General features: G+C 69.4%; 19 protein-coding genes. 8 read left to right on the top strand and 11 right to left on the bottom strand.

Annotated elements, in window-relative coordinates; translation table 11 throughout:
• Positions 1 to 35: 35 nt before the first annotated feature.
• Positions 36 to 1,034 (bottom strand): c-type cytochrome, encoded by a 999-nt coding sequence (locus DAT35_RS22850; protein ID WP_108069220.1) that lies wholly within the window; start codon positions 1,032 to 1,034, stop codon positions 36 to 38.
• 84 nt (positions 1,035 to 1,118) lie between these two features.
• Positions 1,119 to 1,871: a YceI family protein gene (locus tag DAT35_RS22845; RefSeq protein WP_108069219.1), complete on the bottom strand. Its 753-nt coding sequence runs from the start codon at positions 1,869 to 1,871 to the stop codon at positions 1,119 to 1,121.
• A gap of 71 nt (positions 1,872 to 1,942) precedes the next feature.
• Between DAT35_RS22845 and DAT35_RS22840 the strand changes: the two genes are divergently transcribed.
• The gene (locus DAT35_RS22840; protein ID WP_146209835.1) at positions 1,943 to 2,200 is read left to right on the top strand and encodes a hypothetical protein; all 258 of its coding nucleotides are present in this window, start codon (positions 1,943 to 1,945) and stop codon (positions 2,198 to 2,200) included.
• Positions 2,201 to 2,256: 56 nt separating this feature from the next.
• Here DAT35_RS22840 and cglD read toward each other — a convergent pair whose 3' ends face one another.
• Entirely contained in the window at positions 2,257 to 5,571 is a 3,315-nt protein-coding gene (cglD, locus tag DAT35_RS22835; RefSeq protein ID WP_108069217.1) for an adventurous gliding motility lipoprotein CglD, read from the bottom strand.
• Positions 5,572 to 5,874: 303 nt separating this feature from the next.
• Here cglD and DAT35_RS22830 point away from each other — a divergent pair, with 303 nt between their 5' ends.
• Positions 5,875 to 6,696, top strand: coding sequence for a TIGR02266 family protein (locus DAT35_RS22830; RefSeq protein WP_233261648.1), 822 nt, complete (start codon positions 5,875 to 5,877; stop codon positions 6,694 to 6,696).
• Between the two features lie 4 nt (positions 6,697 to 6,700).
• On the opposite strand, the gene DAT35_RS22825 is transcribed toward DAT35_RS22830, so the two are convergent.
• The 3 genes from DAT35_RS22825 to DAT35_RS22815 all read right to left on the bottom strand — a co-directional run bounded on the left by DAT35_RS22825 (position 6,701) and on the right by DAT35_RS22815 (position 13,061).
• Complete coding sequence (locus tag DAT35_RS22825; protein ID WP_108069215.1) at positions 6,701 to 10,486, bottom strand: AAA family ATPase; 3,786 nt, start codon at positions 10,484 to 10,486, stop codon at positions 6,701 to 6,703.
• On the bottom strand, positions 10,483 to 11,727 hold the full coding sequence (locus tag DAT35_RS22820) for an exonuclease SbcCD subunit D C-terminal domain-containing protein (protein WP_108069214.1): 1,245 nt from the start codon (positions 11,725 to 11,727) through the stop codon (positions 10,483 to 10,485). The genes DAT35_RS22825 and DAT35_RS22820 overlap by 4 nt, the downstream gene beginning before the upstream one ends.
• A gap of 446 nt (positions 11,728 to 12,173) precedes the next feature.
• The gene (locus DAT35_RS22815) at positions 12,174 to 13,061 is read right to left on the bottom strand and encodes an SDR family oxidoreductase (protein ID WP_108069213.1); all 888 of its coding nucleotides are present in this window, start codon (positions 13,059 to 13,061) and stop codon (positions 12,174 to 12,176) included.
• Positions 13,062 to 13,145: 84 nt separating this feature from the next.
• Here DAT35_RS22815 and DAT35_RS22810 point away from each other — a divergent pair, with 84 nt between their 5' ends.
• Positions 13,146 to 14,117 carry a LysR family transcriptional regulator gene (locus DAT35_RS22810; protein WP_233261647.1) on the top strand — a complete coding sequence of 324 codons (972 nt, stop codon included), beginning with the start codon at positions 13,146 to 13,148 and terminating at the stop codon, positions 14,115 to 14,117.
• Here DAT35_RS22810 and DAT35_RS22805 read toward each other — a convergent pair.
• From DAT35_RS22805 to DAT35_RS22790, 4 genes are all read right to left on the bottom strand, one after another.
• Positions 14,107 to 14,898 (bottom strand): PhzF family phenazine biosynthesis protein, encoded by a 792-nt coding sequence (locus DAT35_RS22805; protein ID WP_108069212.1) that lies wholly within the window; start codon positions 14,896 to 14,898, stop codon positions 14,107 to 14,109. The genes DAT35_RS22810 and DAT35_RS22805 overlap by 11 nt on opposite strands.
• A gap of 19 nt (positions 14,899 to 14,917) precedes the next feature.
• The gene (locus tag DAT35_RS22800) at positions 14,918 to 15,649 is read right to left on the bottom strand and encodes a 1-acyl-sn-glycerol-3-phosphate acyltransferase (protein WP_108069211.1); all 732 of its coding nucleotides are present in this window, start codon (positions 15,647 to 15,649) and stop codon (positions 14,918 to 14,920) included.
• Positions 15,646 to 16,440, bottom strand: a complete 795-nt coding sequence (locus DAT35_RS22795; RefSeq protein ID WP_233261646.1) for an SDR family NAD(P)-dependent oxidoreductase — start codon at positions 16,438 to 16,440, stop codon at positions 15,646 to 15,648. The genes DAT35_RS22800 and DAT35_RS22795 overlap by 4 nt, the downstream gene beginning before the upstream one ends.
• 378 nt (positions 16,441 to 16,818) lie before the next feature.
• Positions 16,819 to 17,562 carry a TetR/AcrR family transcriptional regulator gene (locus DAT35_RS22790; protein WP_108069209.1) on the bottom strand — a complete coding sequence of 248 codons (744 nt, stop codon included), beginning with the start codon at positions 17,560 to 17,562 and terminating at the stop codon, positions 16,819 to 16,821.
• Positions 17,563 to 17,807: 245 nt separating this feature from the next.
• On the opposite strand from DAT35_RS22790, the gene DAT35_RS22785 reads away from it, so the two are divergent.
• The 3 genes from DAT35_RS22785 (at position 17,808) to DAT35_RS22775 (ending at position 20,476) form a co-directional block, all read left to right on the top strand.
• Complete coding sequence (locus DAT35_RS22785) at positions 17,808 to 18,836, top strand: alpha/beta hydrolase family protein (RefSeq protein WP_158501836.1); 1,029 nt, start codon at positions 17,808 to 17,810, stop codon at positions 18,834 to 18,836.
• A 108-nt stretch (positions 18,837 to 18,944) separates the two neighbouring features.
• Complete coding sequence (locus tag DAT35_RS22780) at positions 18,945 to 19,358, top strand: hypothetical protein (protein ID WP_146209834.1); 414 nt, start codon at positions 18,945 to 18,947, stop codon at positions 19,356 to 19,358.
• A 17-nt stretch (positions 19,359 to 19,375) separates the two neighbouring features.
• Positions 19,376 to 20,476, top strand: coding sequence for a hypothetical protein (locus tag DAT35_RS22775; RefSeq protein WP_108069206.1), 1,101 nt, complete (start codon positions 19,376 to 19,378; stop codon positions 20,474 to 20,476).
• A gap of 18 nt (positions 20,477 to 20,494) precedes the next feature.
• On the opposite strand, the gene DAT35_RS22770 is transcribed toward DAT35_RS22775, so the two are convergent.
• Positions 20,495 to 21,274 carry a hypothetical protein gene (locus DAT35_RS22770; protein WP_108069205.1) on the bottom strand — a complete coding sequence of 260 codons (780 nt, stop codon included), beginning with the start codon at positions 21,272 to 21,274 and terminating at the stop codon, positions 20,495 to 20,497.
• A gap of 113 nt (positions 21,275 to 21,387) precedes the next feature.
• Between DAT35_RS22770 and DAT35_RS22765 the strand changes: the two genes are divergently transcribed.
• Both DAT35_RS22765 and DAT35_RS22760 read left to right on the top strand, forming a co-directional pair.
• Positions 21,388 to 22,626, top strand: coding sequence for an aminotransferase class I/II-fold pyridoxal phosphate-dependent enzyme (locus DAT35_RS22765; protein ID WP_108069204.1), 1,239 nt, complete (start codon positions 21,388 to 21,390; stop codon positions 22,624 to 22,626).
• Positions 22,627 to 22,732: 106 nt separating this feature from the next.
• Positions 22,733 to 24,820 carry a neutral/alkaline non-lysosomal ceramidase N-terminal domain-containing protein gene (locus DAT35_RS22760; RefSeq protein ID WP_108069203.1) on the top strand — a complete coding sequence of 696 codons (2,088 nt, stop codon included), beginning with the start codon at positions 22,733 to 22,735 and terminating at the stop codon, positions 24,818 to 24,820.
• Positions 24,821 to 24,829: the final 9 nt, after the last annotated feature.

Raw genomic sequence — 24,829 nt, 5'->3', positions numbered from 1 at the left:
TCTCCCCTGGCGGCGGACAGCCAGGGGAGGCTGCGTCAGGGTGAGGCCGGAGCCGCGACCTTCGGGGCCGTCCAGGCCATGACGGCGTTGTCCACCGGAGGCACCGTCTTCAGGTAGTCGTAGATGGCCCCCACGTCCTCGTCCGTCATCCCCGCGTAGGACAGCCAGGCCATCACCGTGTTGAACCGCGGGTCCACTTCGCGCCGCGCCTCGGGCTGCGCGTGACGCTTGAAGAGCCCGATGAAGACCTCGCGGCTGAGCCCTCCAATGCCTGTCGCATGCGGGGTGATGTTGGCGCTGTGGACCACCGCATCCTTCTCCAGCTCGAACTCCTGGCCTCCGGCGAGCAGCTTCCCGGGCAGTGGATTGTGCTGCTCATCGGTGGGCGTGTGGCACTCCACGCAGCCCCCCACGGTGACCAGGTACTTGCCGTAGGCCACCGTGTCCGAGCGCGCGGGCGTGGCGATGGCCTGCTCCACGGGCTCGGGCATGAAGCGGATGATGAGGCTGAGCGGGAAGTCGAGACGCGTCTGCGCGATGGGATTGCGGATAGCCGGAATCGTTCGCAGGTACGCCACGATGGCTTCCACGTCCTCGTCGGACATCTGCTTGTAGAGGCCATAGGGCATGATGGGCATCAGCGGCCGACCATCCCGGCTCACGCCCTCGCGGATGGCGCGGATGAGTTCCCCATCGGTCCACTGACCGAGGCCCGTCTCCGAATCAGGCGTGATGTTGGAGGCGCACATGGTGCCGGGGAAGCCCGTCTCCGGACCCATGCACATGCCACCCCCGCCCAGGGAGCCTGGCTTCGGAGGCGTACCGAAGAGACTCATGTCCGCCTGAGAGTGGCAGTGGAAGCAGATGGAGACGTTCTCCGCGAGGTAGCGGCCCCGCGCGAGCTTCTCGGGCGTGGCCACCACCTTCAGGGACGGAGCTGGACGCACCCGGGGCCGCAAACCCAGCACGAAGCCCACCGCCCCCAGCACCCCCACCAGCAACACGGCGAGGGCCGCCCAGAGAACCTTCTTCATCTCGCATCCTCGGAAAAGGGGATGGCCCGTTCTACCTGAATTCAGGGAACCAACCCAATCCCCCCTCCCAGGCCGGCGTGCGGCTCACTTGCCGGGCACGCGCATGCCTCGCACGTCGATGACGAAGTAGAGCTCGTCCTTGTTCTTGAAGAGCCCTCCGAGCATCGAATAGGGCTCGAAGCCAAAGTCCGAGTGGCGCGTGGTCAGCACGCCTCGCGCCGCCACCCGCTGCTCGTCCATCGCCACTTCCAGGGGCAGCCGCACCTCGTGGGTCGCGCCGCGCAGCGTCATATCGCCGGTCACCTCCACCACGGGGTAGCCGCCTTCGCCCCGCTCCCCGGTGAGGGCGCAGGACTTCGAGGTGAACTGGAGGGTCTTGTGCTGCTCGAAGTCGAGCTGCTCCGGTGTCCGCAGGTGCTCGCGGATCTGCTCGCGATCACTCCGGGACACCCGGTCCATGCCGGAGAGGTCGCGCATCTCGTCGCGCTCGGGGTCGAGCCCCTCCACCTCCACTGTCACGGACACCGCGCAGGAAGAGAGGTTGGACGGATCGAAGCGGAAGGAGCCCCACCAACTCGTGGCGCGGACCACGTGGTCATGCCCGAGCGAGGCGCTGAAGAGCTGCACGAAGAGGTGGCTGCGCTCCAGGTCCGGGTCGAACGTATAGGTGCGCGGACCGGGTGCCAGGGACTCCACGCTGCTCGAGTCCACGGGGAAGTCGTTGCGCGCGGGGAAGGTGACGCGCTCACGGTCCTCGGCGGGAGAGGTGCCACAGGCGGAGAGGAGGGCCGCGCCGAGCAGCATCGCGCTCACGCGAAAGGGAGATCGGCTCTGCATGGATGGGACTCCGTGTCGGGGGGGGACGAACGGGCGGCGACTCTAACAGCAATGGTGAGCACATTCCCCGGGTGCCTGGCTCCCGCCTGGGCAGCGACATATCAGGCTTCGGCGATGGTGGCGCCCGCCCCAAGGCCCTGGACCATCCCGAGCTGGTGAAGATGATGGGGCCCGGCTTCCACATGCGCACCCCGGAGCAGCTCGCGGCGGTGCTCGGGCCGTGGCGGCTCACCGAGGATGGCATCCAGCCAGTCTCCGTCTGGCGCAACCCGGGCAAGCCGGCCGATATCCCGCCGTTCATGAATGGCGACGTGGCGATGAGGCCTTGAGACATCCGTGACCCCGGCGGGCCGGAAGCCCACCGGGGTCACCTCGGTGTGAGCGCTCAGTTGAGGACCGGCTCACAGCTACAGGTGCTCATGTTGCATTGCGTGAATCCCGTGCAGGTGCCACCGCAGTTATCCTTGCAGACACAGGCGCAAGCGTTGGCGTTGGCCTGGTAGGTGGGGCCGCAGTTGAGCGCCGCCGTGTCACAGACGCAGCCGCAGGCCGCCGGGTCGAACTTGAAGCCCGGAGCGCAGGTGGCGGATGCCACGCATTGGCAGCTACACGTGGAGGCGTTGCACATCTGGAAGCTGCCGCACGTACCACCACAGTCCGCCGTGCAGGTGAAGTCGCACACGTCCTTGCTGGTGTTGCACACCTCGCCAGGAGAGCCGCCACCACCGCAGTCCGATGGGCACTCGCACCGGTTCGTCTGACGGTTGCACGAGAGGTGTCCCTTGCAGAAGTCCGGGTCGCTCGGGTCGTAGTAGCCCGTGTCCGTCGAACAGGGAGGCGGGTTGCCATCCTTGTTGGGTGTGAGGTCGCTCCAGTAGCGGTAGGAGACAGCGGCCTTCGTCGTCCCCGCCGAGGCCGGACGGCATGCGCCGTAGAAGGACAGCACCTGGCTGATACCGTCCACGTCGAAGCCGTTCGTCCGGCCACGCGGCAGGTCGCTCGCCGTGCACTGCGCGGGGTCCTGAACCGATTCCAGCGCCACCCGCACCGAGGCTCCGATGGGTGGCTTGAGCGTGCGGTAGCCCGTGGAGGCAATCACACTGTCCACGATGGTGTTGATGGTGTTCTGGATGGACGAGGTACTGCGGATGCTGCCCACGACGCCCCCGGTGGCCTGGATGACGTCCAGGTGCCTCGGGTCGTTGACGGGCTCGCCCGGGTAGCACTCGCCACCGCCTGGGTCACAGATGATGCCGTGCATCTGGATGAGCTGGCCTATGGGGTTGGCGCCCTTGAAGTAGTTGATGTACGTGCTGACGGGCGGAGTGTCGGGCTGGTCGCGCACGTCGGTGAGGACGATGACCACCAGCCTGGCGCCCGGGCGGTACTTCTTGGCCGCGGGCGTGCTCGCGTTGGTCATGTAGTCCACCGCCGCCCTCGCGCCCTCCAGGATGCGCTCCTCGCTGGAGCCGTTGATGTTCACCCAGCAGTACTGGCTGGGGTCCGGGCACGGCGCGCTCTGCTGCAGCCACGCCTTGAACTGGTCCATGCTCCGGGTGAAGCCACGGAACACCCCCGCGTTGGGGAGGCCATAGCCCGTCTGTGTATAGGACGTGGTCACCATGGCGATGCGCCAGTCGAGCTGCGATTTACCCAACCGCTCGGCCACGGTCGTGGCGGCATCGCCCAGCGCGCCCTGGGACGTCTGCATGGAGCCGCTGTCGTCCACCACGAAGAGGAAGTCCGCCATGCCGTTGCCGGCGGTGAAGGTCTCGCACTGCACCGCGTCCGCGTCACCGAACTGGGCCAGCGCCGTACCACCCGCCGTGTCCCCCATGACGAAGAGCCCCGGCTCCTTGAAGAGCGCCTTGGGGGTGATGGCCAGCACCACCAGTACGCTCGAGTTGGAGCGGTGGACATACTGCACCTGCAGCTTGTACGGCCCGGTCACTCCCGCGCCGCCCGAGAGAACTCCCGCGCCCGAGCCCACGAGTGAGTTGGCCACCGCGTTGGCGTAGTCCCGCAACGGGGTGGTCGCGCTCTGGTCGTAGAAGGCCTGCAGCGCGGGGTGGCCATCCCAGGTGGTGAAGGTCTGGGTGGTGCCCATGGTCACCGAGGGAGAGAACTGGCCGCGTACGAACGCTTCGTCGCCCACCACCGTGGTCGAGGTGCCTGCCTGCGGACGCTTGTAGGCAATGAAAGCCACCTTGTTCGTGTCGTCATAGCCGATGAAGCCCCGGCTCTTTCCGCTCACGACGATCTGCTTCACCTCCTGGAAGGAGGGGCGAAGCGCCAGGCGGACGTCCCCTCCACTGTCCTCCTTGAAGAGGACCTGCCGCAGGTTCTGCGCCGCACACGCCTGGCCGGCCGGTGTGGTGCTCGCCCCGTCGCTTCCATTGCGCGGATCCAACTCACCCGGATCCTTCCGGCCATTCTGGTTCGAGTCCTCGGCGCCATCGGCGATGCCATCCCCGTCCGAGTCGGCATTGTTCGGGTCCGTGGTGGTGCTTGGGTCCGCGTCTCCGGGATAGCCACAGGTGGTGATGGGCGCCGAACCCGCGGGGACGCCCCGCTCCACTCCATCCAGCAGGCCGTCACCATCCGTGTCCCGGTTGGCCGGGTCCGTCTCTCCCGGGTCGCGCACCCCATTCCCATTCGTGTCCTCGCCCTTGAAGGCGCCCTGGTCCGCGCCATCGAGCAGGCCGTCACAATCGGTGTCCTTCAGACGCGGGTCGGTTTCACCGGAGTCCACCACGCCGTTGCGGTTGCGGTCCTCCACACCGTCCTTCAGCCCGTCACCGTCCGTGTCCGGGTTGCGCCAGTCCGTCTCGCCCGGGTCGCGCACCCCGTTGCGGTTGGCGTCCTCGACCTGGTCCGGCACGCCATCGTTGTCCGTGTCCAGGAAGCGGCCCGCGCCGCAGTCGGAGCCGTCGTGTGGATCCGTCTCGCCCGGGTTCTTCACGCCGTTGCCGTTGAGATCCTCGGCACCGTCCCGGCACGAGTCCCCATCCGTGTCCGCGTTGAGCGGATCCGTATGGGTCACCTTCAGCTCGATGCCGTCCGAGAGGCCGTCCCCATCCGTGTCCCGCTTGCGCGGGTCCGTCTCTCCCGGGTCCACCTGGCTGTTCCTGTTGGTGTCCTCCTCACCATCCAGCAGGCCATCCCCATCCGTGTCCTGGTTGGCCGGGTCCGTCTCTCCCGGGTCCACCCTGCCGTTGTGGTTGCGATCCTCCTCGCCGTCCTTCAGCCCGTCACCGTCCGTGTCCGCGACCCCCGGGTTCGTCCGGCTCGAGGGGTCCGCGTCCGCGAGGAACAGGCGCGTGCACTCCGGGTTCTTGTTGACGGTGGAGGTGCGGCCCGCCTCGAGGCCATCACGTAGACCATCCCCGTCGCTGTCCCACCGGCTCGGGTCCGTCTTCTTGTCGCCCGGATAGACGTTGCCCCACTCCTCCGCGTCCGTCAGGCCGTCGCAGTCCGAATCGAGCGTCGGGTTCTGGGGGTTGCGAGGGCCAGGAGCGTCCGGGAATGGATCCTCCTCGGGGGGCGGAGGTGGAGGTGGCGGGGTCGGATCGTCTGGATCCTGGGGCTGTTCACCCACTCCCGGCTGTTGGGAGTCGGGGCCCGGATTGCCAGGACCACAACCCATCACGAACGCAGCCACGAACAGCGCGGCCGCGAGGAATCGACAATGGACACGCATGGGGATCCGCCTCGGGGAAGGGGGTGCGGCACTCGGCCCGCGAAACTGGGTCGCAGGCCCCCCGTTGCCCAGGTGGGTTTCCCGGAACCTGCCCTCGCGTACCAGGCTCCGCCCCCTGGAATGACCAGCGCCTCACGAAGCCCGTCGGGGAAGCCCCACCTCACGCTCGCCTGCTCGCGGGGCATCCTGTGACGAGAAATACACGATGGTTGACCCACCGGAGCGCGGGCTCGGCTAACCTCCGTCGACGTGCCAGTGTTCGGTCTCGCGGCGTTGTGGAATGGCTCGGCCCGTGCAGAGCGGGTGAGAGATCTGGTGGAGGGGCTGGGGGCGTTGCTGCCCTCGCCGAAGCCGCCTGGCATCGTCGTGGCCTTGCGGGAGACGGAAGCCACCCTGGAGCTGAAGCTGGAGGTGCCCAGCTACCCGCGCTCGGCGGTGGAGGCGCTGATCGAAGAGGTGCAGCAGAGCGGTGGCACCTTCGTGGAGATGTGGCGCCTGCCCAAGGCGGAGCGCGACGCGTTCCGTGCCAGAGCACTCACCGGACCGGACGCCCACGAGTTGGATGACTACGAGGCCGCCGCCATCGTGCTGCACGGCCACCTGCAGCAGCTCGCCGTCCGCGAGCCCATCCCGGATGGGCCCCCGCCGGGACCCACATCCGTCCCCATCGCCTACTTCGACACCCCGGCCAAGGCCCAGGCCCCGGCGGCCCCCGCTCCCGCTCCGAGCACGGAGCCCGCCACCGAGGAGCCCCCGGCCGAGAGCATCCCAGAACCGGGCACCCCGGCGTACGAGACGTTCGACACGCAGCGCCGGGGACGCCGCTTCGCGGTGAAGCTGGAGATGGAGTTCCGCACGGAGCTGGACTTCGTGCGCGAGCACGCGACGAACATCTCCAACGGGGGCCTCTTCGTGCGCACGGCGCACCGCCCTCCCGTGGACAGCGTGGTGACGGTCCAGGTGAGGCTGCCCAACGGCGAGCGCCTCCAGGGAGACGCGCTGGTGGTGCACGTGGTGGACGACCCATACAAGGGAGGCGTGGGGCTCGCCTTCATCAACGACGACACCACGTTCGCCGAGACGCTGGACCGCTACCTGGCGAGCCTGGCGGGCACGGCGAGCTGACGCGCTACCCCACCGACACCGAGGACCGTATGTCGGCAGCCGAGGGCACGAGCAGTCCCGGCTCGCCCACCACGACGAGCCGGCTGCGTCCGGCGCCCTGCTTCACCACGCGGACCTGCACGCCGATGCGCTCGGCGAGCCCGGACACGTGGGAGATGATGCCCACCTGCCGTCCGGTGGCCTGAAGCGCGTCGAGTGTGGCCAGGGCCACCTCCAGGGTCGCCGGGTCGAGCGTGCCGAAGCCCTCGTCGATGAAGAGCGTCTCCACCTGCGTCGTCTCCGAGGAGAGGGAGGCGAGCCCCAGGGCCAGCGCCAGCGAGACGAGGAAGCTCTCCCCTCCCGAGAGACTGGAGACCGCTCGCACCTCGTCGCCCATGTCCCGGTCCACCACCTGGAGGTCGAGGTCGTACTTCGGCACGCGCATCAGGCGGTAGCGTGGGGCCAGCTCCTCGAGGTGCGCGTTGGCGTAATGAAGGAGCGCGTCCAGGGTGAGGCTCTGGGCGAACACCTTGAACTTCCTGCCGTCGTGCGAGCCGATGAGCTCGCTGAGCGTGCGCCACACACCGCTGGCGCGCTGCTTCTCCTCCAGGAGCCGGGCCTGCGCACCCTGACGGCGGCGGGCCTCGTCGTCCTGTTCGAGAATCGCCTTGCACCTGGCAGCGGACTCGAGCCGAACCTTGGTATCCGCGCGGGCCTGGTCACATGCGGCCGCAGCCTCCGCTTCAGCGACGGAGGGAAGCCCGGAGGCCTCGTGCCGGGTGCGCTGAGCCTGACGCTCCTTCAGTACGGAGAGTGCATGCTCGTGCGCCTGACGGAGCTGCGCCAGGGCTCGCTCCTCGGCCTCGCACCAGGCGGCGTCCCGAGCGAGCAGGGCCTGCGCGGACTCCCGGGTGAGGCTCCGCGCGGACAACAGCGCCGAGAGCGCCGCCTCGGCCTCGACCCTGGCAGTGCTCACGGACTCACAGACCAGAACCGCCTCACCGGCACGCGCGATGACGGCGGCTGCCTCCTGATTCGCCCTCTCCGCCTCGGCGCGCACGAGCTCGAAAGCCTTGGAGGACTCCTCCAGTTCCCGGTGCAGTCCGGCACGCACCTCGGAGGTGGAACGCCCGCCGAGCACCCCCGCACGCGCGGCCTGGGTTTCCCGGAGCACGGACTCCAACCGAGCCAGTTCCCGCACATGGTTTTCGACCACGGAGCTCCGCTCCTTGACGAGCGCCTCCGCGGGAGCACGGTTCTTCTCCGCCTGCACCACGCGCGTCTCCGCCTCGCGCAACGCCTGCTCGCGAGTGCTCCACTCCGCCACCCACTTCGCACAGCGGGCGCGGAAGACCGCGGGGTCTGCGGCCAGCGACTCCTCCCAGCGTTGCGAGCCCTGGAAGGGAGCCGCCAGCCCGGCCAGCACCTCCTGGCGGACGCGCTCGGCCTGCTCCACCTCACGCCCAGCAGAGGCCTGGGCCTCCGTGTTCTGGCGCAACGCATCGGCTGCTTCGTGCCACGCCTTCTCCGCCGCCGACTGGCGCTCGCGCGCGAGTGTCAGCGTGCCACGGGCCTCCTTCGCCGCGCGGGCCAGTTTCTCCGCCGTCTCCTCCTCGTCCTTCAGCGCGGCCAGCCGGGCCTTCGCCTCCGTCAGCGCCGACTCCAGCCATACCTCGACGTCCGATGCCTCCACATCCTCCGGAGGCAGCACGCCCTCGAGCTTCGCGCGGGAGTGGCTCCACGCCTCGCGCTGCTGAATCCGCCGCTTCGCCGCGGCCTCGCGCCGGGCCTCTGCCTGTGCCGCACGAGAGCCCTCCGCCACCACCCGTGCGTTGGCCGAGGCCTCGTCCTGAATCGCCGCCTTCAGCTCCCCTTCCAGTTCCTCCACCCGTCCCTGTGCCTTCGTGGCGAGCCCCTCCAACGCGGTGCCGGGTTGGCGATAGGGATGCTCGGTGGCACCGCAGAGCGGGCAAGGCTGGCCCGGCCGCAGCTCCACACGGTACTCCGCGAGGTCCAATGTCGCCCGGGCCTCAGTGAGCGCACGGCGGGCCTCCTTCAGCGCGGCCTCGTGCCCGATGCGGCGCACCTTCGCGGCCTCGGACCCGGTCGCCGCGGCGGTCTGCTCCGCCCGAGCCTTCGTGGTTTCCCCGGAGGCCTCCTGCTCGGCGAGGGCGGCCTCCTTCACGCCCTTGCACGCGTCCGTCAGCGCTCGCAGCGTTTCCTGCCGGGACAGCAGCGACTCCCGCCGGACCCGCCGCTCCGAGCCGGCATCCTCGCCCAGCGAGGCCTCGGCACTGGCCACGGCGGCCGCTGCGGCCTCCACGGACTCATTCGCCTTGCGGCGCTCCTCGTCGCGGCGCTGGACGTCCGCACTCAACGACTCGGCCCGTGCGTGCACCTTCGCGAATGCCCCGCGAGCCCTGGCCTCCTCCCCCGCCGCGCGCTCATAGCGGGTGAGCTCCGCCTCCCACCGGGGCCACTCACGGGCCAGCGCCGCCACACGCCCGTGCTCGGTCAGCCACGCCTGTGCCGCGGTCATCGCCGAGCGCGCGGCCGACTCGTCCCCCGCCACCCGAGCCACCTCGTCACGAGCCTGCCGCTCGGACTCCCGGGCTTCATCCAGCTTGCCCGCCGCCTCCCGGACATCGCTCCGCGTGCGCTCCAGCGCCGCATCCAGCTTCACGGCCTCTTCCAACGCCGGGCGCGCCGCGGCCTCCGCCTCCACCGCCGCCCTGGCCCGCCCCTCCGTCTTCGCCCGGGCCTCCTCGCGCGCCTGCGCCAAGGCTCGCGCTGCCTCCGCCTCCGCGCGCCGCGCCGCCAGCGCCGACTCCGCCGCCACCAGCTTCCGCGACTCCTCGGCCGCCCGGTTCAGCGGCGCCCGCAACACCTCCGCCGCGCGGACCCTATCCAGCTCCGCCTTCCGGGGCTCCGAGGCCTCCAGCGCCTCCGCCGCGCGCTGGCGCGACTGCTCCGCATCCGCCTCCTGCGCCACCAATTGCGCCCGCTCCGTGTACCAGCGCAGCGCCTGCTCCGCCTTCGCCTGAGCGGCCTGGGCCTCGGCCAGCGCCACCTCCTCGCGCGCCCGCCCCTCCTCGGCCGCCTGACGCTCCTCCTCCGACAGCCGGGGAATGGCCGCCACGCCCTGCGCCAGCTTCTCCAGCTCCTCCTGAACCTCCTTGTGGCGCTGGTGCGCGGCCATGGACACCCGGCTGTACACCTCCGTCCCCGTCATCCGCTCCAGCAGCTCCGCGCGCTCGTTGGCATCCGCGCGCAGAAAGGCGGCGAACTCGCCCTGCGCCAGCAGCGCCGAGCGCCGGAACTGATCGAAGGACAGGCCCAGCCGCTCCTCGATGGCCTTGAGCACCTCGGACTTGGTGCGCCCGAACTGCTGCTGGGTGGCCAGGTCGGTGAGGCTCATCTCCTGCGGACGGAAGCGCCCCTCGGCGCGGCTACGCGCCCGCCACACGGACCAACGAGCACGGTAGCGCCGGCCGTCCTTGCCCAGGAAGTCCACCTCGGCGAAGCCCTCGCCCGCGCCACGCCGCAGCACACCGCGCACGTCGTAGGCTGTCAGCCGCGCGTCCTCATCTTCCTCGGGGCGTCCCACCGGCACGCCGCCGCGATCCCCCAGCCGGGGGGTACGATCGAAGAGGGCCAGGCACATGGCGTCCAGCAGCGTGCTCTTGCCCGCTCCCGTGGCGCCAGTGATGGCGAACAACCCCATCTTGTCGAGCGGCGGCTTGTCCAGGTCCAGGGAGAAGTCGCCCGCGAGGCTCGTCAGGTTGCAGCCGCGGATGGAGAGGATCTTCATGACGCATCCTCCTGCACCTGGGTGAGCAGCGCGTGGAAGGCCTCGAGTAACGCCGGGTCGGGCGGCTCGGTGTAGTCACGAGCGTAGCGGGCGCGGAACACGTCCTCGGGGGTGCGCTCCTTGAGGGACACCCCCGGCCGGTCATCCGCGAGCGCGTTGCCGCTGCCGGTATACGCGGGAGTGAGCTTCACCAGCCGGGCGGCCTTGCCCTCGAGCGCGGCCTCCACCCGGCGGCGCAGTGCGGGCTCGGGGCGGGGCAGCGCGACGCACACCTCCAGGTAGGGTCGGCGCCAGTCGGGGGTCTCCGGCTCCAACTCCGGCAGGGCCTCCAGCATCTGCACCACCTCATCCAGCGTGGCCGCGTCGCGCGGAGGCACGCGCTGAATCTCCACCCGGCGAGGCACGTGCAGCGGCCTCACGGAGGAGAGCTGCTCGCCCTCGAGCTCCACCAGCAGCACCTGGTGGGCGTAGCTGGCCTCGGAGAGCGACAGAGGAAGGGGCGAGCCGCTGTAGCGTACGCCCTCGCGTCCGCCCACGCGCTGCGCCTTGTGCAGGTGCCCGAGCGCCGCATACGCCACGTTCTCGGGGAAGAGGTCCACCGGGAGCGCGTGCTGGTTGCCTCCGAGAATCTTGCGCTCGCTGAGCACGGACAGCTCGGTGCCCACCATGTAACAGTGGCCCATGGCGACGAGCGCCTGGCCCGGCTTGCGCTGGGAGCGGGCGCCCTCCAGCACCTCGGCGTACACCGAGCGCACGCCCTCGACGAGCTTGTCCCCCGCCTCCTCCGGGACGAGCGGCAGGTCCGCGGGCCGCAGGTACGGCACGGCCGCCACCCACGCGCCCACCTTGCCCTGGGCGTTCTTCAACGGCACCAGCAGACGCTCCAGGTTCACCGCACCCTGGACCTTGGGGAGCCCGCCCACCACACGCACGCCGAGCGCGGCGAAGAGGGGATCGGGCGCATCCAGCCGGGCCGCCGAGTCGTGGTTGCCGCCAATGACGACGAGGTCCAGCTTCGGGCAGCGGATCCGGGCCTGGGCGACGAAGCGATACCAGGCGGCCTGGGCCTCAGCGCTGGGGTTGGCGGTGTCGAAGATGTCGCCAGCCACCAGGAGCGCATCCACCTTGTGGGCCTCGAGCGAGTCGAGCAACCACTCGAGGAAGGCCTCGTGCTCGGCCTCGCGCGAGGTGTCATACAGGGTGTGTCCCAGGTGCCAGTCCGACGTGTGCAGCAGGCGCATCCGTGCGCTCCCCTCCTGTGTCCGTCACGAGCAGGCAGAGGAGCCCTCCCCCTGCTCGTACGTTCAGGCGGCGCGCAGTGTGCCCGCTGACGGTCGCGGCGCCAACCCCGGGAGTGACACCTACATGGAGACCGTCGGATGTCGGGCGAATACAGGCCAGCTGCAAAACTGCTACGCAGCCGCCCGAGCTGTTCCACTGCTCACCGGTGAGAAGTGAATCGGCCCCTGCCGTTCCAGTCCTCACCGGTGAGAAGTGAATCGGCCCCTGCCGTTCCGGTCCTCACCGGTGAGAAGTGAATCGGCCCCTGCCGTTCCGGTCCTCACCAGTGAGTAGTGGATTGGGCACCCCCCATGTCACTGCGCATCGATGCGCAGTGGATTGGCCCCTGCCCGTTCCGGTCCTCACCGGTGAGCATTACGGGCAGATCCTTCGAGCCACGGAAGCATCAGTTCCCGGTCAGGGCCGCGCGGTGGGACGCGAGGAAGTCGCGCACCGACTGCGGCGCGCGTCCCGTGAGGCGTTGCACCGTATCGGTGACGCCGGAGAAGTCCCCCTTCTGGGTGCCAGCGTCGAACGACGCGAGGAGAGCCGCCACGGGCCGCGGCAGGCCGTGCTCCACCATTCCTTGAATCAGCGCGTCGGGAGGCACCGAGACGTGCACGACCTTGCGGCCCACCAACTCGCTGGTGATCGCAGCGAGCTCATCGCTCGTCACTGCCGCGGGCCCCGTCACGTCGAGCGTGCGCCGGCCCGTCGCCGGCTCGGCCAGCGCCGCCGCTGCTGCCCGGGCACAATCCTCGCGCGTGACGAAGGCGGTCGCCCCCGTGCCGCGCGCATCGACGAGCTGCCCGGAGGCGATGGCCGACTTGAGCGGTTGCAGCTGCAGCTCCAGGTAGAGGTTGTTGCGCAGGATGGTGAAGTCGAGACGAGACGCAGCGAGCGCGGCTTCGGTCTCGCGGTGATCATCCGCGACGGCCACGGGGGAGCCGGGATAGGGGTTGGGGACCGACGTGTAGACGACGTGCTTGACCCCCGCTGCTTCCGCGGCGCGCACCGCCGCCCGGTGCTGCGCGATGCGGCGGCCGGGACGGTCCAGGGCGTCCGTGCTGATGAGCAGCACGCGCCCGGCTCCCCGGAAGGCCTGGACCAGGCCGGCTTCGTCGTCGAAGTCGGCGCGACGGACCTCGACACCCCGCGCGGCGAACTCCTTCAAGGACTCAGGGTTGCGCGTCGTGGCGATGAGCGGGCCCGCCTTCCGGTCGAGCAGGAGTTCGAGAACGCGGCGGCCGAGCTGACCCGAGGCACCCGTCACGAGAAGAGCTGAAGCGGACATGTAAGTCTCCGTTGTTGGACACGAGCAACTTGCATTCGTGCTGCATCAGAAACAATGCTCGGAGGCGAACATCTGTGGTGCACCATGGCAACAATCGATTTGAACCTCGTCCGCGCCTTCGTCGCGGTCCACGACACAGGGAGCTTCTCCAACGCCGCTGAACGGCTCGGCGTGCCGCGCTCGACCGTGAGCCGTGCGGTGGCCACGCTGGAAGAGTCGCTCGGAGTCCTGCTCTTCCACCGGACGACGAGGAAGGTGTCGACCAGCACCGCTGGCGCGGCACTCTACGCTCGGATGGCTCCCTCTCTGGCTGCTCTGGAAGCGTCGCTGGAGGAGCTTCCGGAGCGAGAGGAGGAACCGTCCGGCACCTTGCGGGTAACCACGACCGTCGATCTCGGCGCCATGGTGCTGTCGGAGGCGGTGACGCGCTTCACGACCCGCTACCCGGACACCCAGGTGGAAGTGAACCTCACCAACGCGGTGGTGGACCTCGTCCGGGACGGGTTCGACCTCGCGCTGCGCGTCTCGATGAAGAAACCCCTGCGCGACTCATCACTCATTGCCCGAAGGGTGGGGACCATTGTTGCCCAGCTCCATGCGGCGCCGGTATACCTTGCGCGCCGGGGAGTGCCTCGCACACCCGAGGAGCTCCGGAGCCATGACTGGGTGGCCTACCCCGGCACGATGCAGGTGTTACTTGCCGGACCCGGCTCGACAGCCGATGTGGATGCGCGGCCCCGCATCACGTGCAACGACATGTTCTTCGTACGCGAGGCCCTGAAGGCGGGGGCAGGCATCGGAGCGATTCCCTCATTCATGGCCGACGCCGAGGTGGCGGCGGGGACGCTGGTACGCGTGATGCCGAATTGGGTGGGCCAGACGGGAGCCGTGTACCTGGTGCACCCGGGGCGCAAGCACGTACCGCGCAAGGTGACGGCCTTCAGCGAGCTGCTCGCGGAGCTGCTCCGGCAGCGCCCCCTCTCGGTGGCTCGCCCCGGCGAGGCGGAGGAAAACCCCTCCCCCCCACCCAGGGGAAGAAGGAGCCTCACAAGGTGATGTAGCCCTCGAGGTACAGCACGGCCTGTCCGGAGAGGCCCACGCGCTCGCCGCGGTCCTCGCACTGGAGCACACCGCCGCGCGAGGAAATCTGGTGCGCGAGCAACTGCTTCCTACCCAGCTTCCGCGCCCAGTAGGGCACCAGCGTGCAGTGGGCCGAGCCCGTCACTGGATCCTCCGCGATGCCCACCCGCGGCGCGAAGAAGCGCGAAACGAAGTCCGCCTCCGAGCCCCGCGCCGTCGCCGCCACCGCGAAGAAGTCCAACTGCGCCAGCTTCGCCATGTCCGGCGCGAGCGCCCGCACCTGATCCTCGCTGTCGAAGACGGCCACCAGGTCCCTCGACAGCAGCGTCTCGCGCGGCTGGGCGCCCAGGGCTTCCACCAGTCCCTCCGGCATCGGGCACGGCTCTGGCGGACGCGAGGGGAAGTCCATCTCCATCCACTCGCCCTCCTGCTGCGTCACCACCAGCGGTCCCGAGCGCGAGTTGAACTGCGCCCGCTCCAGCCCCGGCGCCAGCCGCGTGAAGAGGATGTAGGCCGAGGCCAGCGTGGCATGACCGCACAGGTCCACCTCCTGGAGGGGGGTGAACCAGCGAATCTGCCAGCCTCGCACCTCGTCGCGCAGCACGAAGGCCGTCTCGGAGAGGTTGTTCTCCGCCGCGATGGCCTGGAGCACGTCATCCGGCAGCCACGAGTCGAGCGGACACACCGCCGCGGGGTTGCCCCCGAAGACCTGGGAAGAGAAGGCATCGACCTGGTAGAGGCGCAGGCGTGTGGGCATGAGATGACCTTTCTTTACCTCAACCCGAGGAGTCATGTGAACCGAGGGCCTGGAGGAAGAGGCCGCGCACCCGGTCAGCGAGCACTCCGTCGTCCGCTCCGAAGTCCTCCGGCTGCACGGGCGGCAGCACCTGGACGCGCACGTGCGCGCGGGGATTCATCCATGGGCCATCACCTTCCACGAGGTCCGTGGTGCCCTCGAGCACCACCGGCACCACCGGCAGTTTCTCATCCAGCGCCAGCCGGAAGGCCCCGCGCCGGAAGGGCAACAACCGGCCCCCTTCCGCGTAGGTTCCCTCGGGGAAGATGAGCACCGGCATGCCCCCGTGCAGCCACGCGCGGCACACGTCCAACATCTCGCGCATGGACTGGGGCCGCCCTCGCTCCACACGCACGTAGCGCAGCAGGCTCATCATCCACCCCACCATCGGTATCCGGAAGAGCGAGGCCTTGGAGACGAACTTGAAGGGGTGGAAGAGGCCCATGGCCGCGAAGATGTCCGCCATGGACTGGTGGTTGGCCACCAGCACGCACGGCCCCGCGGGGAGCCGCTCGCGTCCCGTCACCCGGACGCTCCAGCCGGGCCAGCACCGCAGGTACTGGAAGCACCAGCGGCACACGTAGGCGTGCAGCACGCGCCGGTCCGGGTCGAACGGCAGAGTCACCAACCACAACGCCACGCCCACCAGGAAGCCTGGTACCACGGTGAGCCCGAAGACGGCCCAGAACCAGAGCGTGGCGAGGTACTTCACTTGGTGGACTGGGTGAGGACGCTGGCGAACTGCATGGCGTAGTTCACCTCCAGGCCTCCATCCACCACCAGCGTCTGGCCGTTCACGTACGAGGAGCCCTCGGAGCACAGCCACTCAATCGTCTTGGCGATCTCATCCGAGCTGGCCACGTAGCCCACCGGCACGCTGTCCTTCACCTTCGCCTCGAGCGCGGCCCAGGCCTCGCCCATGTAGAAGCGGCTGGAGTCGGTGTCGATGTAGCCCGGGTTCACCGCGTTGACGCGGATGCCGCTGGAGGCCAGCTCGGCCGCCAGGTACTTCACCAGAATCTCCATGGCGCCCTTCATCGCGCCGAGGAAACCGTGGAAGGGCAGCGGCATGCGCGAGTCCATGCCGGACACCATCACGATGCGGCCCTTGCGGCCCTCCATCAGCGGCGCGGCACGCTGGGCGCCCAGCAGGAAGCTCTTCACCGTGACGTTGAACGTCTTGTCCATCTGGTGGAGCTTCATCTGCATCAGCGGCGTGAAGGCCGTGGAGGCGGCGTTGGCCACGAAGACATCCAGCCCGCCGAACTCCTGCTGCACCAGGTCGAAGGCGGCATGGAGACTGGCCGGCTCGAGTTGGTCGGCGATGACGGCGCGGCAACGTCGGCCGAGCGCCTCCACCTCCTTGACGAGCACCTCGGCGGCTTCGGCATCGCGCCGGTAGGTGGAGACGATGTCGTAACCCGCTTTCGCGAGTCTCAGGGAGAGGGCGCGGCCCACGCCTCGCGAGCCGCCGGTGATGAGCGCCACGGGTGCATTCGTCATGCTCCCGGGCATACCACCTTCACGCAGGCCTTGGCTCCGGGCGCGAGGATGCGCGGGGGTGCGCTCCCTGGCGGTGGGAAGGGTGTCCTGATTCGAGCCACCTTCCCCTGCGCTCTCGTCCTGAACCAGGACACCCGGGTGCGAGGTCGATTTCCAGAAGGAGTCCAGGGGTTTGAGCTCCCCTGTGTATGGTGGCTTTACACTTCCCCCGCGCCTTCATGTCCCACACGCTCCCGAGCCGAGAGAAGGCACATCAGGAAGTCCGGGCACTTGGAACATTGGCACGGGTGGTGCTTCACCGACCCATGAATTCGAGTCTCCGTCGGTATCCGACGCGAGCAGGAGGGCTCCGGGTTTCCCACCAACCCGGAGCCTTCGTCATTTCTGGAGCCCGGCCGTGTTGGCCGATGCGGAGCGGGCGCGGATGCCGTCGAGCAGGCAGTCCAGGCCGAACTCGAACTGCTCATCCGAGGCGGAGGACATGAGATGGGGCACCGCGGAGAGCGTGAGGGAGAAGCGCTCCGGAGGCAGCGACATCCACCGGGCGAGCCGCTCGGTGCGGCCCTCCTCGCCCAGGGTGGCCAGCTCGTGCACCCGCGGAGCCTCGTAGAGGACGAAGCCCAACGTATGGGTCAGCAGCGTCACCCATAGGCGCACCGCCTCCTGGCCCGAGATGCCCGCCATGCGCAGCACCTCCAGGTGCGTCTCGAGGTGCAGCATGAACGGGCGGCTGCTGACGACATGGAGCACGAAGAGGTGGGCCATGCCCGGGTGGGCGCGCAGCGTGCGCCGCAGGGCCATGAACCAGGTGCGCAGCGGGGCCACCCAGTCGCCCGTGTCCTTCACGGACGGCTGTTCGCGCAGGATGAACTCCGCGAGTCCCTCCAGCAGTTCCTCCTTGTCGCTCACGTAGCCGTAGAGCGTCGTCGCCCCCACGCCCAGCTCTGTGGCCAGCCGCCGCATCGTCAGCGACTCCAGGCCCTCGGTGTCCACCAGCCGCAGCGCGGTCTCGAAGATGTGCACCAGCGTCAGCGTCACCCGGACGCGCTCCACCTGCGCTCGCGGCCTCGTCCCCACCCGCGCTCCCGCCCTGGCCTTCTTCTTCGCCTTCGTCCTGGACATGGGGCTATCCTCCTCAGCACACCGGACAGCGTACGGCAATCCCGCAGGAGCCTCGCGCCGCACGGGCCGGGCTCATGCCGAGCGGGATGAAGCACATCACCCGCGGACTCCTCGAGTCGGTGGCGGATGCTCCCGAGCCGGCCCGCGCATTCGTCCGCGAACAGCAATAGCGCCAGCACTTCCGGTTGGAATGCCGCCCGGACGCGGCGAGGATGCCGGCGGCATTCCCCCGGGAGTCTGTAAGGATGAATCGCATGCACTGGCTGGACTCGCTCGCCGCGAGGTTCCTGGTAACCCGCCAGCCCCGCTTCTTCGAGGACGGCTGGGGCTCCAGCGCGCTGCTGGAGAAGCTCATCCGAGGCCCGGTGGGCTTCGCCTTCCCCGAGCTCTCCGAGGTGACAATGAGCCAGCCGAGGCGCGAAGGGCACCTGCTCATCCAGGAGGGCGGCTTTCCCAGCCCCGCCGCCGTGGGCTCGCTGCCGGAGTCCTGCCGGGAGGCGCGCTTCCAGCTGTTGCTGCCGCACGACGCCGGAGCTCGCCCCCCGGTGTGCGTCTTCCTGGCCGCCTCTGGTGACGAGGGCTTCGGCCTGCGCCGCTTCATCGCGAAGGAGTTGGCCCACTACGGGGTGGGCTCGCTGCTGCTGGAGAATCCCTATTACGGCTCGCGCCGCCCTCCCGAGCAGAAGGGGCCCGCGGTGCGCACCGTGTTGGACCTGCTGCTCATGTTCCGGGCCACGGCGGTGGAGGCGACGGCGCTGCTCGGGTGGCTGTTGGCGCGCGGCTACCCCAAGGTAGGCATCTCCGGCTACAGCATGGGAGGCAGCATCGCCGCCTATGCCGCCACGATGTTCCCGCTCCCCGCGGCCGTCATCCCCCTGGCCGCGGCGCACTCGTCGGCGCCCGTCTTCACCGAGGGCGTGCTGTCCGCCCTCCCCGACTGGGAGGCGCTGGGCCGCACCACCGGAGGCCCCGAGGCGGCACGCAAGCGGCTGACCGAGCTGCTCTCCGCGGCGGCCACCACCGCGCTGCCGCCCCTGTCCAATCCGCACCGCGCCATCCTCGTGGCCGCGCGCCGGGATGGCTTCGTCCCCTCCTCCTCCACCCTGCGCCTGCTACAGCACTGGCGCGGCGCGGAGCTGCGCTACCTGCCGGGTGGGCACCTGAGTGCCTTCTTCACCGGGAGGAGCGCCATCATCCGTGCGATCCTCGACGCCTTCTCGCGTGTCGAGGCCCTCCAACTTCCCCCCGAGGAGCCACCCTCGAGCCAGGCCTGACCGCCGGCCTGGACTGCATCGCGTGGCAGATGCATGGGGTGACGGGACAAGAAGGCCTGACATACGCTCGCGGTGACGGGCCAACTGGCCTGAAGCCGAGGTATGCACATGGGCCGCTCCCGACTTCCACTCGTGGCCATCCTGAGCGTCGTGGGCTGCACGAAGCAGGATGCGTCCTCCGCGGACGGAGCGTCACCTGCCGCTCCCACGCCGCCGGAGTCACAGAAGAACACGCGGGCCAGCCCTGGCGAAGAGGCGGGAAAGGGCGCCAGCATCCGTGCGCTCACCCCCGAGGAGCGGGAGAATCTCATGCCCCGCCCCATTCCCGCCCCCGAGAACGCAGCGGCGCAGACAGCTCCGGCGACGGAGTCCCCGGACGCAAGCACGCCTCCGGATTACGCGGAGCAGCACCGTCGGCAGTATGAGCGGCGGTATTACGGCAAGGGCAGTGGCATCCAGCGGAGTGGGCTCCAGCTCATCCGAGGCACCGACGGCGGCACCCGGGCCACGGTCAAGGAATAGCAAGCGCGCTCCACACCATGCCGCCCACGAACCTCCCGCCAACAGGTTCCGCCCCCCTGCGCGTCGCCTACGACGTGGATGCCGCCACCGTCCTCGCGCGCCACAATCCGCTCCACCCGTACGTGCCCGATCTCGAAAGCCTGCGGCGCAACTCGGATGCCTTCCCACTCGCCCAGGCCCTCACCCGCGCGGGCCATACCGCCACGCCGCTGGCGCTGGGCCCGGATGCGCTCGAATCGCTCCACGCGTTGGCCCGGGAGCGCCCGCCGCTCGTCTTCAACCTGTGTGACACGCTCGGCGGAGAAGGCGCTCCGGCGCTGCTGGTGCCCACCGTGCTCGACGCATTGGGCATCCCCTACACCGGCGCGGATGCACGAGGCCTGGCCCTCACCAAGAGCAAGCACGCGCTCAAGGCCCTGCTGGCCAGCGAGGGCGTCCCCACTCCGCGCTTCCAGTGCATCCATGACGCGGCCAATGCGGAGGACTTCTCCCTGGCATTGGAGCCGCCTGTCGTCCTCAAGCCCTGCGGCGAGCACGCCTCCATCGGACTGGAAGCAGCGAGCGTGGCATGGAACGACACCGAGGTCCGGGCGAGGGCGCGCCACCTGCTCGGCCGCTTCGGTGGCCCGGTGCTGGTGGAGGAGTACGTGGGGGGCCGCGAGTTCTACGTGTCGGTGGCGGGACATCCGCTGCGTGCATTGCCAGTGATGGAGCAGACCTTCGTCGACCTGCCCGAGGGCTACCTGCGGATGCGCACCTTCGACGCGAAGTGGTTCACGGAGCCGGGGTTGTCCGGAGACGCACCGTTGCTCGAGAGGGATGCGCGGTGGCGCCAGCCCGTGCCCACACGGCAACCGGCCTCGCCGTGGCGCCGGCGCGAGACGGTGGAGGCCTTGTGCGTGAGGGCCTTCCAGCTCGCGGGAGGGCGGGACTGGGGCCGGGTGGAGTTCCGGCTGGACGCGAGCGGCGTGCCCCTGCTCATCGACATCACGCCCAACTCGTACCTGGCTCCGAGCGCCCCGTGCGTGCTGGCCGCGAAGGAGGCGGGCATGTCCTACGAGGCCTTCCTCACCTTCATCACCGAGGGCGCCCTGGCCCGTGCGTCCGAAGGCGCCTGAGTCCGACGGAGTCCCCGCTCAGGGCTGGCCACCGCCCTGCGGCCCCGGCCCCTGTCCCCGCCCTCCCCAGGGGCGCTCCGCCTGCCGCTCCTCGCGCCGCATCTCGTCGTACTTCGCCTGCTGCGACTCATCGAGGAGGGCCTTCACCTCCTTGTCCGTCTGCTCGCGAAGCTGACGGGCCTCCTGCCGGACATCCCGGGGCGACTTGTCGCCGGCCCGCACCGCATCGAAGAGCGCCTGCCGCTGGGTCTCCTCGTTCTGCATCCGGCGCGTGAGCTCCTGCTCCTGGCTGTAATTCAACCGCGCCTCGGAGACGAACTGACGCAGGCGCTCGGAGCGCGCCGCCTGCGCCTGGGATTGCGCCTGCTGGAACTGCTGCATCCGGACATCCCGTTGCTCGGTCCGCATCTCATCCTGCACCGAGCGCACCATGTCCTTGAGGTACTGGCGCCCTCCCTCGGAGCTCAGCGCCTCGCCGGCCACCAGGCCGCGAACCTCCGACCGGAGCTGCTCCACCTCGGCGGCCAGCGCCGTCGGAGCCGCGGCCACCACACCCCCATCGGAGGAGACCACCGGCCGCTGCTCGAGCAGCATCATCCGCCTGGACAGGCTCAGCGAGGTGTCCTCCAGGTTCTTCACCCGGCGCTCGAGCTCCTTCCATTCCGCGGAGGAGGAGGCGGAAGGCGGCTCGGAGGGCGGGGGAGCGGGAGCCACCGTCTCGCCGCGAGAGCCCAGGAGGGCAACCGCGAGGGCCAGGACGGACAAGCCGAGGGATGCGGGGCCAAGGAAACGATTCATGGTGTCTTCCCGGACGGATGGAGCGGGCCCCTTATTCGATGGCCAGGGGAGCCCCACCCGCAACACCCGGAGCGGGCATTGGTTAAAAGGGCTGCCCGAGGATACCTCCCCCTATGAGCGACGTCTTCGACCGGGCCATCGACCGGGTGCTGAGCCACAAGAACCGCGAGGTGTACGAGCTGCTGCAACGCAGTGGGCTCTACGACAACGTGGCCACGGCCGTCCGGGGCCGGAAGGTGCGAGTCCGAGGCAGGTGGCTGACGGACTTCGCCTCGTGCAACTACCTGGGGCTGGACTTGAGGCCCGAGGTGATGGAGGCCATCGGCCCGGCGGTGCGCGACTGGGGCACGCATCCCTCGTGGGCGCGCATGTGTTGCAGCCCCGAGCTGTATGAGCGGCTCGAAGCAGAGCTGGCGGCGCTGCTGGGCACCGAGGACGCCCTGGTGCTGCCCACCATCAGCCTCATTGGCATCGGCCTCATTCCAGCACTCACGGGGAAGGGGGCGGCCATCTTCGCGGACAGGGTGGTGCACAAGGTCAACCACGACGGCTGCCGGCTGGCGCGGGACATGGGGGCCACGCTCACCAGCTTCCGCCACGATGAGCTCTCGACGCTGGAGGCGGGACTGACGGCGCACGCGGACGCCACGGTGCGATTGGTGGTGGTGGACGGAGTGCTGTCCACGACGGGGCGGCTGCCGGCCCTCGGGCGTATCCTGGAGATTGCACGGAGGCACGACGCCATCGTCTACGTGGATGACGCGCATGGGTTCGGCGTCCTGGGCGAGGAGCCCACCGCCGAGCACCCCTACGGCCGCAAGGGCAACGGCGTCATCCGCCACCTGGGGCTCACCTACGACAACGTGCTGTATGTGTCGGGGCTGTCCAAGGCGTACTCCTCACTGGCGGCCTTCATCGGCTGTCCGAGGAAGCTCAAGCCCTTCCTCAAGTGCACGGTGACGAGCTACCTGGTATCGGGCCCGGTGCCCACGGCGTCACTGGCCACGGCGCTGGCTGGGTTGGAGCTCAACGCCCGAGAGGGCGACGCGTGGCGCCGCACGCTCTACGCGTACACGCGCACCCTCCTCGATGCGTACTGGGAGCGGGACATTCCCACGGACAACGACACCGCGTTCCCCATCGTCAGCGCCTACGTGGGCAGCGCGGAGAACGTGGAGCGCGGCGGCCAGCTTCTCTTCGAGGAAGGCATCAACGTGACGCTGCAGGGCTACCCGCTGGTGCCGCGAGACAAGGGGGTGCTGCGCGCCACACCCACCGTGGCCAACACGTGGGACGAGGTGGAGCAGCTCATCTCCGCGATGGAGCGCGTCCACCGTACCCTCCCTCCGTAGAAGAAGCGGACAGAACCCCGCGCTCAACGCACCGCGGCACCCGAAGGGGGCTGCCACCCCGGCGTCCTCGGGCGGACAATGCGGAGACCTCGACACAGGAGCCCCCATGCAACGACGTGTCTTCTCTTCGCCCCGCGCGCTCGCGGCCGCGGTGCTCGCGCTCACCCTGGGCGCATGTAGCTCGGAGACTCCGGACCCGGCGGACCCGGACGACAGCGCCCTCTCCACGCAGCAGGCCGCGCTCGCGGACCCGTGCACCACCAACCAGAGCTTCCAGATCGGCGCGGGCATCTATGACATCACCGGCCCGGCGGCGGAGCTGGGGATGATGGGCTACGCCATGGTGGACCAGAAGACGGCGGGCATCCACCAGCGCCTGCGCTCGCGCGCCTTCGTCATCTCCTCGCCCTGCAACGGCAAGCGCGCGGTGTTCGTGAGCACGGACCTCGGCCAGGTCTTCCAGGGCGTGAGGCAGCAGGTGGTGGAGAAGCTGCGCGCGAAGTACGGCACCCTCTACACGGACGACAACGTGCTGCTGAGCGCCACGCACACCCACTCGGGCCCGGGTGGCTTCTCCCACTACGCGCTCTACAACCTCACCATCCTCGGCTACGACAAGCAGAACTTCGACGCCATCGTGGACGGCATCTACCAGTCCATCGTCCGCGCCCATGACAACCTCGCGCCCGGCAGCATCCGCATCGCCTCCGGAGACCTGCTCGACGCGAGCATCAACCGCTCTCCCGAGGCCTACCTGCGTAACCCAGCCTCCGAGCGGGCGCAGTCCGCCTACGACACGGATAAGCGCATGACGCTGCTGCGGCTGCAGGGCGATGACGGGCGCGAGCTGGGCCTCGTCAACTGGTTCGCCGTGCACGGTACGTCCATGGGCAACGACAACCTGCTCATCAGCGGCGACAACAAGGGCTATGCATCCTACCTCTTCGAGAAACTCAAGGGGACGAGCTACACGGCGCAGAAGACCTTCGTGGCCGCCTTCGCGCAGAGCAACGAGGGCGACGTGACGCCCAACATCTACGGCGGCACCAACGGGGGCGGCGCGGACGACTTCGAGAGCACGGAGCTCTCCGGCCGCAAGCAGTTCAACCTGGCGAAGACGCTCTATGACAGCGCCTCTGCGAAGCTGACGGGCGGCGTGGACTACCGGCACGCGTACGTGAAGATGGACGAGGTGCAGGTGGCGCCCCAGTACGCGGATGGCCTGGCCCACACCACCTGCGAGGCGGCCATCGGCGACTCCATGCTCGCGGGCGCCGAGGACGGCCCGGGCTTCGGCTACGAGGGCGCCACCTGCGAGAGCATCCACGACGTCTGGACCGCCTTCAACTGCACCCTCTCCACCACGCCATGCCAGGGAGAGAAGCCCCTCGTCCTGGAGATGGGCACGATGCAGCCCTACCCGTGGACGCCCGAGGTGCTGCCGCTCCAGGTGGTGAAGCTGGGCAATGTGGCGCTGGTGGCGCTGCCCTTCGAGCCCACCACCATGACGGGCCGGCGGCTGCGCACGCAGGTGCTCGCACAGCTCGCGCCGATGGGCGTGGATCAGGTCGTCATCGCCGGCCTGTCCAACGCCTATGCCGGCTACCTGACCACGCGCGAGGAGTACGCGAAGCAGGACTACGAGGGCGCCTCCACCCACTTCGGCCCGTGGCAGCTCGCGGCGGTGCAGCAGGAGGTGGACAAGCTGGCCATCGCGATGCGCACGGGCGCCAGCGTGGCGCCGGGCCCCACCCCGCGTGACCTGCGCAACAACCAGACGACGGTGCAGACGGGCGTGGTGTACGACGACAAGCCGCTGACGGTGAGCTTCGGCAGCCTCGTCACGGACGCACGCGCCTCCTACACCCGGGGCGAGACGGTCAGCGTGAAGTTCTGGGGTGGCCACCCGAAGAACAACCTCCACATCCAGGGCTCCTTCCTGCAGGTGCAGCGCAAGTCGGGCACCTCGTGGGTGACAGTGGCCAACGACTGGGACTGGGAGACGAAGTACCGCTGGCAGCGCAACAACTGCGTCCCTACCTTCGGGTGCTCGCACGTCACCATCGAGTGGAAGATTCCGGCGGACGCCACGCCGGGCACCTACCGCATCCGTCACGATGGTGACTGGAAGTCCGGCTGGGACGGGCTCATCCGCGCCTATACTGGCTACTCGCGCGAGTTCACCGTGAACTGAGGGACTCGG

The sequence above is a fragment of the Vitiosangium sp. GDMCC 1.1324 genome (assembly GCF_003044305.1).
Lineage (GTDB): Bacteria > Myxococcota > Myxococcia > Myxococcales > Myxococcaceae > Archangium.
Note: the sequence above shows the minus strand (reverse complement) of the source record. Positions and strands in the feature narration are given on the sequence as shown.

Bases quoted from the DNA above. Each gene is read 5' to 3' on its own strand.
- DAT35_RS22850 (WP_108069220.1), bottom strand. From the start codon at position 1,034: ATGAAGAAGGTTCTCTGGGCGGCCCTCGCCGTGTTGCTGGTGGGGGTG.
- DAT35_RS22845 (WP_108069219.1), bottom strand. From the start codon at position 1,871: ATGCAGAGCCGATCTCCCTTTCGCGTGAGCGCGATGCTGCTCGGCGCG.
- cglD (WP_108069217.1), bottom strand. From the start codon at position 5,571: ATGCGTGTCCATTGTCGATTCCTCGCGGCCGCGCTGTTCGTGGCTGCG.
- DAT35_RS22825 (WP_108069215.1), bottom strand. From the start codon at position 10,486: ATGAAGATCCTCTCCATCCGCGGCTGCAACCTGACGAGCCTCGCGGGC.
- DAT35_RS22820 (WP_108069214.1), bottom strand. From the start codon at position 11,727: ATGCGCCTGCTGCACACGTCGGACTGGCACCTGGGACACACCCTGTAT.
- DAT35_RS22815 (WP_108069213.1), bottom strand. From the start codon at position 13,061: ATGTCCGCTTCAGCTCTTCTCGTGACGGGTGCCTCGGGTCAGCTCGGC.
- DAT35_RS22810 (WP_233261647.1), top strand. From the start codon at position 13,146: ATGGCAACAATCGATTTGAACCTCGTCCGCGCCTTCGTCGCGGTCCAC.
- DAT35_RS22805 (WP_108069212.1), bottom strand. From the start codon at position 14,898: ATGCCCACACGCCTGCGCCTCTACCAGGTCGATGCCTTCTCTTCCCAG.
- DAT35_RS22795 (WP_233261646.1), bottom strand. From the start codon at position 16,440: ATGACGAATGCACCCGTGGCGCTCATCACCGGCGGCTCGCGAGGCGTG.
- DAT35_RS22790 (WP_108069209.1), bottom strand. From the start codon at position 17,562: ATGTCCAGGACGAAGGCGAAGAAGAAGGCCAGGGCGGGAGCGCGGGTG.
- DAT35_RS22785 (WP_158501836.1), top strand. From the start codon at position 17,808: ATGAATCGCATGCACTGGCTGGACTCGCTCGCCGCGAGGTTCCTGGTA.
- DAT35_RS22780 (WP_146209834.1), top strand. From the start codon at position 18,945: ATGGGCCGCTCCCGACTTCCACTCGTGGCCATCCTGAGCGTCGTGGGC.
- DAT35_RS22775 (WP_108069206.1), top strand. From the start codon at position 19,376: ATGCCGCCCACGAACCTCCCGCCAACAGGTTCCGCCCCCCTGCGCGTC.
- DAT35_RS22770 (WP_108069205.1), bottom strand. From the start codon at position 21,274: ATGAATCGTTTCCTTGGCCCCGCATCCCTCGGCTTGTCCGTCCTGGCC.
- DAT35_RS22765 (WP_108069204.1), top strand. From the start codon at position 21,388: ATGAGCGACGTCTTCGACCGGGCCATCGACCGGGTGCTGAGCCACAAG.
- DAT35_RS22760 (WP_108069203.1), top strand. From the start codon at position 22,733: ATGCAACGACGTGTCTTCTCTTCGCCCCGCGCGCTCGCGGCCGCGGTG.